General features: G+C 44.2%; 9 protein-coding genes. 7 read left to right on the top strand and 2 right to left on the bottom strand.

The annotated features are described in order from the left end of the window. The first annotated feature begins 140 nt into the window (after window positions 1-140). The 6 genes from J2T19_RS21050 to J2T19_RS21025 all read left to right on the top strand — a co-directional run bounded on the left by J2T19_RS21050 (window position 141) and on the right by J2T19_RS21025 (window position 8,593). Window positions 141-971 carry a methionine ABC transporter ATP-binding protein gene (locus J2T19_RS21050; protein WP_307219231.1) on the top strand — a complete coding sequence of 277 codons (831 nt, stop codon included), beginning with the start codon at window positions 141-143 and terminating at the stop codon, window positions 969-971. Next, window positions 961-1,629, top strand: a complete 669-nt coding sequence (locus J2T19_RS21045; RefSeq protein ID WP_307219229.1) for a methionine ABC transporter permease — start codon at window positions 961-963, stop codon at window positions 1,627-1,629. The genes J2T19_RS21050 and J2T19_RS21045 overlap by 11 nt, the downstream gene beginning before the upstream one ends. 67 nt (window positions 1,630-1,696) lie before the next feature. Beyond that, window positions 1,697-2,536 carry a MetQ/NlpA family ABC transporter substrate-binding protein gene (locus J2T19_RS21040; protein ID WP_307219227.1) on the top strand — a complete coding sequence of 280 codons (840 nt, stop codon included), beginning with the start codon at window positions 1,697-1,699 and terminating at the stop codon, window positions 2,534-2,536. Window positions 2,537-2,851: 315 nt separating this feature from the next. Continuing rightward, window positions 2,852-4,846 (top strand): methyl-accepting chemotaxis protein, encoded by a 1,995-nt coding sequence (locus tag J2T19_RS21035; RefSeq protein ID WP_446843241.1) that lies wholly within the window; start codon window positions 2,852-2,854, stop codon window positions 4,844-4,846. A 79-nt stretch (window positions 4,847-4,925) separates the two neighbouring features. Next, window positions 4,926-5,231: a PAS domain-containing protein gene (locus tag J2T19_RS21030; protein ID WP_145049172.1), complete on the top strand. Its 306-nt coding sequence runs from the start codon at window positions 4,926-4,928 to the stop codon at window positions 5,229-5,231. Between the two features lie 71 nt (window positions 5,232-5,302). Then, complete coding sequence (locus J2T19_RS21025) at window positions 5,303-8,593, top strand: response regulator (protein ID WP_307219222.1); 3,291 nt, start codon at window positions 5,303-5,305, stop codon at window positions 8,591-8,593. Window positions 8,594-8,619: 26 nt separating this feature from the next. On the opposite strand, the gene J2T19_RS21020 is transcribed toward J2T19_RS21025, so the two are convergent. Both J2T19_RS21020 and J2T19_RS21015 read right to left on the bottom strand, forming a co-directional pair. After that, window positions 8,620-9,294: a response regulator transcription factor gene (locus J2T19_RS21020; RefSeq protein ID WP_307219219.1), complete on the bottom strand. Its 675-nt coding sequence runs from the start codon at window positions 9,292-9,294 to the stop codon at window positions 8,620-8,622. A gap of 194 nt (window positions 9,295-9,488) precedes the next feature. Continuing rightward, entirely contained in the window at window positions 9,489-10,352 is an 864-nt protein-coding gene (locus J2T19_RS21015) for a helix-turn-helix transcriptional regulator (protein WP_307219218.1), read from the bottom strand. A gap of 131 nt (window positions 10,353-10,483) precedes the next feature. On the opposite strand from J2T19_RS21015, the gene fabF reads away from it, so the two are divergent. Continuing rightward, the gene (gene fabF, locus J2T19_RS21010) at window positions 10,484-11,722 is read left to right on the top strand and encodes a beta-ketoacyl-ACP synthase II (RefSeq protein WP_307219216.1); all 1,239 of its coding nucleotides are present in this window, start codon (window positions 10,484-10,486) and stop codon (window positions 11,720-11,722) included. The last annotated feature ends 217 nt before the right edge of the window (window positions 11,723-11,939 follow it).

Below are 11,939 nucleotides of genomic sequence, written 5' to 3'. Positions count from 1 at the left end.
TGCGCGTTAAGGGTTGTCTCATAGTGCTTGTTGATTTATTATAAATAAACAGGATTGCTCGCGCTCCGGTTATCGGCTGTGCGGGCTTTCTTCATGTGTTCGCGAAGAACCATGCACGATTAATCGCGGGAGGAATCTCCATGATTTCATTATACGGAGTAAGCAAACGTTATTACGAGCGGGGCGAACGTGCAGATCAGGGATTCGAGGCGTTAAGCTCTGTCTCGCTTGAGATAGGACAAGGGAAGATCCATGGCATTATCGGTGCCAGTGGTGCCGGCAAATCCACGCTGCTACGAATGCTTAATGGGCTGGAGAAACCGGATGAAGGCGACGTGCTTGTCAATGGACAGAACCTCACGGGGATGAGTGAACAGCATCTTCGTAAGGCTCGTCAATCGATCGGTATGATCTTCCAGCATTTTAATCTGGTTAGCAATCGTACTGTGATCGGTAATGTCTGTATGCCTTTGGAGCTGGCAGGTGGGTCATCCCGTTCTGAGCGGGCTGCCCGAGGCATGGAAGTCTTGAGATTTGTCGGTCTTGAGGATAAAGCGAAGCAGTATCCTGCACAGTTAAGTGGCGGGCAGAAGCAACGTGTGGCGATTGCCAGAGCGCTTGCGAGTCGTCCCGGTGTTCTCCTCTGTGATGAGCCAACATCCTCACTCGACCCACAGACGACGAGTGGAATTCTGGATGTACTTCGTCATGTGAACCAGACGCTAGGTGTGACGATTGTTGTGGTTACTCATCAGATGGAGGTTGCACGCAGGCTCTGCCATCAAATATCGGTCATGAAAGAAGGCCGCGTGTTCAGAACTTTATCTGAAGCAGAGGTCAGTAGCGTTCCAGAACCTCAGCCTGACATGCTGACATCGCTATTGCTGCATGATTCAGAGGCGGATATGCCAGACCGAGATGTCTCAGTCTCAGATCACACGGAACAAGGGGGACATCGCCATGATACCTGAATCCGTGATCAAGTATCAGGATGAAATATGGCAAGCGATCGGCGATACCTTTGTCATGGTCGGTATCTCCATTGCGGCAGCACTTCTGATTGGGTTGCCTCTAGGAACGTTGCTTTATCTGTTCAGAAGGGGTCAACGATACGAAAATAAACCGTTGTTTACGATTCTCGGAAGCTTGGTTAATATTATTCGTTCGTTTCCCTTCCTCCTGCTGGTTGTATTCATGATTCCGTTCACACGGTTTGTCGTGGGAACCTCCATGGGTACGATTGCGGCATCTGTTCCACTAGCGGTCATTGCCATTGCATATTACGCTAGACTCGTTGAACAGGCGTTGCTTGATGTACCCAAAGGCGTGGTTGAAGCGGCAACCTCGATGGGAGCATCAACCATACAACTTGTCGTGAAATTCCTATATGTGGAGGCGCGTTCAAGTCTTGTATTGGGTCTTACGACGGCGACCATCAGTTTTATCTCCTACTCCACAGTGATGGGGATTGTTGGGGGAGGCGGTGTTGGTGATTTTGCGATTCGGTATGGTTACCAGCGGTACGAAACGGATATTATGGTATTTACGATTATCATTATGATTATCTTGGTACAGACGATTCAATATACAGGCAGCAGGTTATCACGCTGGCTTGATCGTCGATCTTGAGCGTATAATGAGGTCGAACTGAACACATGTCACACACAGACTACATAATGAAGGGGTTAACGATGAAATGAAAGCGAAATTAATGCTTACACTGCTCGCAGTGATGCTTGTAGTAGCCGGTTGCGGTCAGAAGGAAGCAGCACCTGCAGCAGAAGGAACGAACACAGACAACGAGGCAACACAGGAAGTTACATTGAAAGTGGCTACATTGATTCCGCCAATGACGGATGTGTTGGACATTGTAAAACCATTATTGAAAGAAGATGGTGTGAATCTGGAAGTTGTGGTTTTGTCCGATAATGTGCAGCCGAATACAGCACTAGCGAACAAAGAGGTGGACGCTAACTTCTTCCAGCATTTGCCTTATATGACTCAATATAATGAAGCACATAACTCTAATCTGGTCGGCGTTCAACCCATCTACAATGCGATCTATGGCGCATATTCCAAAACATACAAGTCAATGGACGAACTGCCGGACGGAGCGACGGTTGCAATTGCCAACGATGCTTCGAACACAGGACGTTCATTAGTCATGATGGAGCAAAATGGTTTGATTAAGTTGAAAGAGGGCGTAGGATTCGATGCTACACTATCGGATGTTATTGAGAATCCTAAGAACTTCCAGTTTAAGGAAGTGGATCTGCTGATGCTGGCTCGTATGTTGGATGATGCAGATCTGGTTGCGATGACACCTGCTTATGCAAGCCCACTGGGTCTTACGCCGAAGAAGGATGCACTCTTCACGGAGAAGGATGATTCTCATTTTGCCATCACATTGGTTGCTCGTGAAGATAATAAAGACTCTGAAGCCATTCAGAAATTGGCGAAACGTATGGCTGGTCCTGAGGTAAAAGCATTCTTCGAAGAGAACTATGCAGATATCGCAATTCCAGCATTTGAATAAGGTGTGAACCTGAACACGTCAATTGAATAAAATTAACTTGAAGATCTGAGCGCGATGTAGCTCAGGTCTTTTTTTGTTGGCTGTTGAGTAATAGACAGTTTTCTTAATATGTGTTTAAAAAGTTAACATTTTAGTCATATCGCTAATTTACTTTATTTAATAACTTTTTCTTATAATTAGCTTGTGAAAAATAGTTCTTTAGCATTAGGAAAAGTGAAAATCAAGAGATTTTTCGATGAGAAAGGAGTAGAACGAAAATCTAAAGGAATGAAAAAATTTAAATTAAATATATGTCGGGAGAGGTAGAGGAATTTGGTGAGAATAAAGAGGAAGTTGATTTCATTTGCAAAAATTCATAAAAACTTTAAGGCTAAACTAGCATTGTCATTAATTGCTTTTTTGGTCATACCTTCGTTCTTAGTTGGAATATTAGCATATAACAATGCAAGAGGCGAGATAGAAAAACAAATTTTACATAGTGCGATAGAGAATGTTACCCTGGCTAATTCAACCATTGATATTGTGATAAATGCTAAGCGTAGCCACATCGAATTCTATGCAGATAAGCTCACAGGAGTAATGAGTCAAGAAAATGCGGAGACATTGATTGTGGATGAATTGAAGGACTATGCTGGGCAAAATCCAGATATTATAACGATCGGCTTGGGGACGGAGGAAGGTGTGTATCTCATGTCATCTGAGGGCGACATGCCAGATGGCTATGATCCAAGAACAAGACCATGGTATATCGAAGCGATGGGAAACCCGGATGAAGTTATTGTGAGTGATCCGTATACTTCTGTGGAAACGAACGATGTTACCATCACCATTGCGAAGGCGCTTCGTGATAGATCTGGTGTGATAGAGCTGGATTTGGATTTGACCAACATTAGTGGTTTGGTTAGCGGAATTAAGGTAGGGGAAGAAGGGTATATGATTTTGCTGGATAGCAGTCAAAAGTACATTTACCATCCAACTCAGCCTGCTGGAACAGATGCGACAGAGGATCTGTGGACACAGGTGTATGAGAATAACAGCGGGCAATTTAATTATATGTTAGGTCAAGACGAGAAAATGATGTATTTCGAAACCAATGCTGCGACAGAGTGGAAAGTAGCCGGTACGATGTATTCTTCCGAAATCGATACTGCAGCTGCACCTATTTTGCATCGGATGATGATTGTCATTTCAGCTTGTCTTATCGTGGGCTTTCTCATTATCTTACTGGTCATGCGCTCTATCGTTCGACCGATTCGCCGTCTGAAAGACCAAGCGATCCAAGTGAGCGAAGGGGATCTTACCCAGACGATTGTGAGTGCAAGTCATGATGAGATCGGTGAGCTAAGTGATGCGTTTGGAAAAATGCAGGACAATCTGCGATTGTTGATTCAAAATGTCGAGAACAGCGCAAGTGAAGTTGTTGCTTCCTCAGAGGAAATGACGCAGAGTGCAGAATCGACGAGTGCAGCCAGCGATCAGGTGGCACGAGCTATTCAGGAAATTGCAAGTGGTGCTGAGAGACAGACGAATGGCATCGAACATAATCATGGAGCGATGAACGAAATGACCGTAGGTATTACTCGTATTGCAGAAAGCTCAATGCGTGTCGCCGACTTAGCGAAGCACACAACCGTTCAGGCGGAAGAGGGCGGGGAAGCGGTCAAACAGACCGTCAGCCAGATGCACTCCATTCAGGACACCGTAGAAGAGACCAATCAATTGATTCAGGCGTTATATAAACGTTCTAACCAGATTTCTGCGATTACAGAACTGATCGGTAACATGGCCAAGCAGACGAATTTGCTTGCCTTGAATGCATCGATTGAAGCTGCTCGTGCAGGTGAACACGGTAATGGCTTTGCCGTCGTAGCGGGTGAAGTACGCGTATTGGCGGAACAATCCCAACAATCTGTGAGCGAAATTACGGCTCTCACTAATGCGGTTCAGGAGGATATGGCTGCCTCGGTTCGTATGATGGCAAAGGTAACCACAGAGGTTGGTGATGGTATGACCATCTCCACAGAAGCGATTCAGAAGTTTGAGTACATTTTAAATAGCATGAGAGATACGACACCACAGATTGAAGAGATTGCAGCGACGTCACAACAGATTACAGCAGGTGTGCAGGAAGTAGCAGCGATTTCTAAGGAGTTGGCAGGTATCGCTTCGTCTAATGCGGCAACGTCCGAAGAAGTTGCGGCCTCGTCAGAGGAGCAACTAGCAGCGATGGAGGAGATTTCATCTTCAGCACGAAGCTTAACGTCCATGGCTGAGCATCTACAAAGTCTTATTCAGAAATTCAAATATTAAACTCGTATTAGGATATAGGAGTGTTCTCCGAAGGGATAAGTTAGCTTACATCATGTTACATCAAGAGGAGGTATTTGCGATGCAACTAGAACTTAAAACTTTTTTATTGTTAGAGGATGCGGTCATGATTACTGATGAACATGGTGTAATTCTGGAGGTGAACTCGATCTATGAGGCCAAAACAGGTTGTGTTAGGGAGCATATGATCGGCCAGCCTGCTCGCTTAGAGATTGATACGCATTGGAGAGGTAATCAGACTTGGTCTGGCGTTGCCCATATTGCAAGAGCTAACCAAGAAGTTTGGGAAGCCGAAGTGACGATTACCTCTGTTTATCTGGACGATTCTCTCTTTTATATTAGTATCTTCAATGATTTGTGTGAGTAAGGCGTCGTTCGGGTAAGATTAAAAATAGTTTAATTGATTAAGAGAGATTGGCATAATATGATTTGTTTAACTTGGAAGCTGCAAACGTGAATCCAGCCAAATTCATGAATGCACATACCAGAATCCGCGATTTGGACGGTGACCTATTGCTGCGCGATCTTGTACTGAATATTACGTTGATTCTGATCTTCGTTTTTCTTACACATTATTATCTAAACCAGACGAGTACGAAACGTGTTTCTTTCATTGTTAATCGAATAGTTGTTGGTGTTCTTTATAGCATTCTTGGCACAGCTCTATATTATTTTAATATTCAAATTAATGATGGCTCATTATTAAATTTTAGAGCCGTTGTCTATTTTTTAGCCACTTATTTTGGTGGAGGTCTTTCTGCGCTTGTCACCTTTGCTTTAATGTTAAGCCTTAGATTGGTTATAGGGATTACCCCCCAATTTGGCAATCTGGAATATCTAATCGTTGAGATCATGTTTGTTATCATCGTATGTTTGATCTTCAAGTATGTTAGGCATTTTATACTGAAATGGATATGTGGAGCCGTGCTGTTTAACTCAGTGTATATCTTCACTATGGGTGAAATACAGTCACTGTCTCTGCCCATTTTAGGCATTCATTTGTCGTTTCAGAATGCTTGTGTTTTATTAGTTTCATTATTCTTGTACTATCTCAATCAGAACCATAATTATCGACTACTCGTTATTCAGAAAGATCGGGAAATGCTAGAGATGCTGCGTATGCAGACTGGCTTTGCCTTTAAAATACAGAAGCGGAATGCTAATTTTGAATATGTTGTATTAGAAGGGGAGATGCTCTCCCGCATGGGTTTGGACATGAAAAGCGTAATGGAAAATAACATACGTGGAGGAACGAGTCTTCTACCTAAAGAAAAAATGGATTTTCTACAGGAACAATATGAGCGGGCTTGGCAAGGAGAGTCCTTATTTTATGAGTTTGAATATAGGGGTTATTATGCCATTGTGAAGATACAGCCTCTACTGGAAGACGGCGAAGTGAAGTATATTATTGGTCACGGACTTGATATTACAGAACATCATGCCGTGAAGCGAAGAGTTCAAGAGAGTGAAGAGCGGTATCGAACGTTGGAGCGTGTCTCCCAGGATTGGTTTGTCGGATTTGATGCAAATAAACGCATTGTGTCGGTGAATCAGAGGTTTCTCGATGCACTTCAGACCAACAAGGAGCAGGTCTTCGCACAGCAGCTTGAGCACTTGATTACGATCGAGGAGTTGGAGAACTGGTCATTACTATTGCAACAATCCTTGTATAATCAGTCTTCTCAAGAGATGGAGCTTAGCCTGAGGCTCGAAGATGGGCAGCTACAACATTATCGGGTGCACTTACATCCTGTTCAGCTGGCGAACTCTACAGAACGTATCAAGGGTGTATTTCATGATATTACGGATCAGGTTCAACGCTTGAAGGCTGACGAGGCTAGTCAGGCAAAAAGTAATTTTCTCGCATGGATGAGCCACGAGATTCGTACCCCGCTAAACGGCATCATCAGTTTTACATTATTGCTTCAACGTACAGGTCTGAACACCATGCAAATGGAGTATTTGAATAAAATAAATACGTCATCTCAGTCCTTGCTTACCTTAGTGAATGATATTCTCGATTTTTCCAAAATTGAAGCAGGCAAGCTTACCATAGAGAGAGTACCTTTTTCTCTAGAAAATTTCTTCAAGGGCATTGCTGATCAAGCGGGCGCGGCAGTGGGTTACAAAAATATTGATGTTATCTTCAATACAGATCCAGATCTGCCTTTGCGAGTATTGGGTGATCCGGTGAGACTCGAACAGATTCTGCTGAATTTACTCAGCAATGCAATCAAATTCACTGAGCGTGGTCATGTTCTTGTTCACGCTGAGCTCATATCGCTGGATACTGAGCAGGCCGTTGTTCGGTTTGTTGTAGAGGATACGGGCATCGGTATAGCGCCAGAACATATGGAGCGGTTATTTGTACCCTTCACACAGGGAGATCCATCAACGTACCGTAAATATGGAGGTTCCGGTTTGGGCTTAACCATCTGTTATCATCTGGTGAGCTCATTAGGAGGAATCCTGCAAGTGGATAGTGTACAGGGAGCATATAGTCGTTTTTCTTTCGAGTTGGTACTGGATTTGGCGGATACGGAAGGGGATTTTTTCCTTCGCATGTATCCTCAATTGCAGCCTCTCTTGGGTGCGGTGATTATTGAAGACAATCAGCGACTGGGTGAAAGCTTGGTCCAGATGATGCATTCCTTTGGTGTCCATGCTGTGTTATATCCTGAACTATTTGAGGTAGCAGCAGGTCGTGAGTTTACTTCCGATCATGATTGCACCTACTCCGTATTTATGATTGATATGGACATCATAGAGACGGGTAACGGGACGGATTGGAACCGCTTTATCAATAGTCTTGATCGCTCAAAGGTTAAGGTGCTCGGATACACCCATCCGTTTAGTGAGCATGATATCTGGGGAGAGGGAAATTTGAGCAAGTCCGATATATTATTGTTCAAACCAATCACACGTCTAGGCTTGTTCGAAGCATTGCTTGCTCTTCAGGGAAATGGGGCTATGGAGCAACAGCGGACCGACCACGATCTAGAAGATTCGTCGATACAACATAAGGGACATATTCTCGTTGCAGAAGATCATGAAATTAATCAACTGGCCATACGTGCAACACTCGAACATATGGGGTTTGAGGTCACATTGGCGGCTAATGGGCAAGAGGTCATGAAGAAGCTGGATGAACAGAGATGGAAACTCATTATGTTGGATCTGTATATGCCTGAAATGAATGGGTTCGATACAGCACGTCGTATCCGTCAGATTAGGCAGTATGATCATACGCCGATCCTTGCCCTAACGGCAAATGGGTTACAAAGCGATGATGAGAAATGCCTTGAAGCGGGTATGAATAGTATCTTGTTTAAACCAATTAATGAGCAACAAATAGCAGAGAAATTAACACTATGGATCAACCTGAGAGGTATGAAAGAGATCAGGGGTATGCATGTGGAGCAGGCCATCAACCAGATGGGCGATAAGCCGCATATCTTACAATATGCGCTTACGAAGTTTAAGGCGGAGTACAGTTTGTTTCAGAAAAAGGTAGAGTTGCAGCTTCAATATCATCGGCTGGATGATGCCATTCGCCATGTTCATTCACTCAAAGGTGTTGCTGCAAACCTGCATGCCGAAAGGTTGTTGGAGCTTGTTCTTGAACTAGAGACATGTTTAGTTAATCTATCACCTAGAGCCGATGTGGCTGCACAACTAGAAAAGGTGCAACAAGAAATAGATGTGATTACTACGTCTTTGCCATGGTGAAGCAGATCTATAACTGATGGTTCACATTAAGGTGTGAACTTATATCCCACCCCCCAGATGGTATGAATGTATTGGGGGTTTTTGGGGTTGATTTCAATTTTTTTGCGTAATTTTGCAATGTGAACATCAATGGTACGATCATTAATGTAGGCATCCAAACCTCGAATGGCTTCAATCAAGGCATAGCGACTGTATACCCTGCCTGGATTAAGTACAAATAATTTCATAATTTCAAATTCAGAAAAAGTAGTTTCAATCTTCCGATGATTGAGCAGAATCGTTCTGCGTTCCAAATCAAGAGAGATTCCTGGCTGCTCTTTAGACATGATAGAGTTATGATGTATTGTCGTTCGGCGCAGCACAGCTTCTATGCGTGCTTTGAGCTCTTGCATGCTAAAGGGCTTACATACATAGTCATCGGCTCCATCCGATAAGGAACGAATTCGTTCAGAGATATCGGTTAACGATGAGATGACGATCATAGGTGTGGTTGTATGCTCTCGAATGAGCAGACAAGGGTTCTTACCTCTCAGGTCGGGGAGCATTAAATCAAGAAGAATGATATCAGGCAGCGCTTGAAGCTGTAGAAGACCATCTCTTGCGTTATCGACACGAATTACGTCATATCCTTCCCCTTGAAGATATAGGGATAATGTGTCACCTAACATATTGTCGTCTTCTATTATAAGCACTTTGGTCATGATGTTCCTTTCTAAAATCCACGTTGTGGAAGTGGCTAACTGTTTTAAATTCACCTTAATCTACCTGATAATCTATACTTACGAAGGGATGATGTCAAGAATGGGATGGACGCTATCCGAAATGTAGTTTTCATCTTAGTTGATTTTGATATTGGGTAGAGCCGAGTTGGTGTAAATGTGGCATCAAATCTGGTTTATACTGAGCTGCCGAGCTTTCTCGGATCTCGTTCCATGAGATGCATAAGCTTCTGTTCAGTAGCTGTATCCGCTGCCGGTGTATAGATGCTACAGCGCAGGTCAGAACTGCCATGAATCTGCAAGGATGTAAGGTCAAATAACATTTTACCTGCCTTAGAGTGTCTAAACTCAATGAGAACGTCAGGGGCGCTGCTGACACTACTCTGTTTCCACAGTGTACGAAAGTCTGGATATTGATCCATCATCTCCTCCAAAAACAAATTATACCATTCATCCTCCACATACTGACCATAGTAGGCACGGAAAATCGCTAGAAAGCCGCTAACAAAATGCTCCCAGTTCACCGCAAGTCTGCGGAACTCCTTACGTTCAAATAACAGACGAATCATATTGCGTTGTTCAAGTGGAATGAGATCAAAATCGATAAATACATGTCTCGCTGCATCGTTCCAGCCAACAATGTAGCATCGTCGATCAGAGATAATGCTCGGGCAATGCTCCAGATCGCGAAGAATCCGTTGTAGTGGTGGACTGATCTGCAATGGTTCTTCTTCCGCAATATGTGCTGCTGCCTGATGTTCCAGTGCTAGCGAGAACAAGTATTTGCGTTCATCGGGCGTTAACTTGAGAGCCGTCGAGATATTATCCAACACGGAATGAGATACCTGGATATCCCGTCCCTGCTCCAGCCAGGTGTACCAGGTGGTACTTACCCCAGCTAGTTGAGCCACTTCTTCCCGTCTTAAACCAGGTGTTCTTCGGCGCGTGCCCAAAGGCAGACCGACGGATTCTGGCGATATTTTGGCGCGCTGGGTTTTCATAAATGAGGATAGAGCTTGAAGCCTGGCGTCATGATTCACGAATTCACCCTCCATCTAATCCGTTATCCTAGTGGTCATTATACTAGGATAAACAACAACTTGTAATAGGATAACACCCATGACAATATTAAATCGAACTTCATTTTGAATACATGCTGGAGGGAACGAAGATGGAACGTGTTGTAATTACAGGAATGGGAATTATCTCTCCTTTGGGAAATGATGTGGAAACATTTTGGAATAACCTCGTTCAGGGCAAATCAGGAATTTCAATGATTGATACGTATGACATGACGCAATATAAATCTAAAATGGCTGGCGTGGTTCGAGATTTTGATGAAGAGCAGCAATTCGGGCGTAAAGAGGCTCGCCGTATGGATCGCTTCACCCAATTTGCCGTTGCAGCAGCAGAACAGGCTTTAACGCAATCGGGTCTAGATCTGGAGAAGCTAGAGCGAGAGCGAGTGGGTGTGTATGTTGGTTCCGGCATTGGGGGAATTCAAACCTTGGTTGAACAGAGTAACCTACTTACTGCGCGAGGTCCGGGAAGAGTCAGTCCTACCCTTGTGCCAATGATGATCTCGAACATGGCGGCATCGATGATCAGCATGAGGTTTGGATGTTGGGGGCCAACGCTCTCGCCAGTGACTGCTTGCTCTATTGGTAATACAGCGATTGGAGAAGCTTTTCGGTTAATTCGACATGGCGGAGCTGATGTTATTTTTGCAGGAGGCACTGAGGCTGCAGTGACTGAGGTCGCTTTGGCGAGTTTTGCCAACGCAACGGCATTATCTACGCGTAATGAAGAGGTGAAAGCAGCGAGTCGTCCGTTTGATGCAGGGCGAGATGGCTTCGTTATGGCTGAGGGTGCAGGGATCGTTGTGGTGGAGTCGCTGTCTCATGCTCTTGCTAGAGGTGCTCATATTCTGGCTGAAGTTGTTGGGTATGGCGCGAGTTCAGATGCATACCACATGGTTGCCACCCACCCCGAAGGAAGAGGTGCATTTTTGGCGATGAGGGCTGCATTGAAGGATGCTCATCTCGAACCTGAGAATGTGGATGTCATTAATGCACATGCAACAAGCACAGAAGCAGGTGATCTTTCCGAGACCCGAGCGATCAAGAAGTTATTTGGCGAAACAGCTTACCGGATTCCTGTGACTGCGAATAAGTCGATGACCGGGCATATGCTCGGTGCAGCCGGTGGTGCGGAAGCGATCTCTCTAATCCAGACGTTGAGACATGGTGTTATACCACCAACAATTAACCAGGAACAGTCAGATCCTGAATGTGACTTAGATTATGTCCCTAATAAAGCTAGAGAAGCCAATATGAGCATCGGAATGTCCAATTCGTTCGGTTTTGGCGGACATAATGCAGTGTTAGTTTTCCGAAAGGTTGAGGCTTGAGTTGTTGAATTACTTCAACGAACTGACGAAATAACGAAAATTACGAAGAAGAGTAACGAAGTAACATTCAGGCAATTAGAAGTAACATTCAAGCAACCAAATGAAAAAACAGCGTTGCCACACTAAACTGTACCCTATGTAAAGGACATTTCTAAAAAAGACCTACATGGCTTGAAGAAGGTGATCTCTGTATTCTACAGGGGTCATCCTTTTTAAG

The sequence above is a fragment of the Paenibacillus tundrae genome, from assembly GCF_030812775.1.
GTDB classification, from domain to species: Bacteria; Bacillota; Bacilli; order Paenibacillales; family Paenibacillaceae; genus Paenibacillus; species Paenibacillus tundrae_A.
Note: the sequence above shows the minus strand (reverse complement) of the source record. Positions and strands in the feature narration are given on the sequence as shown.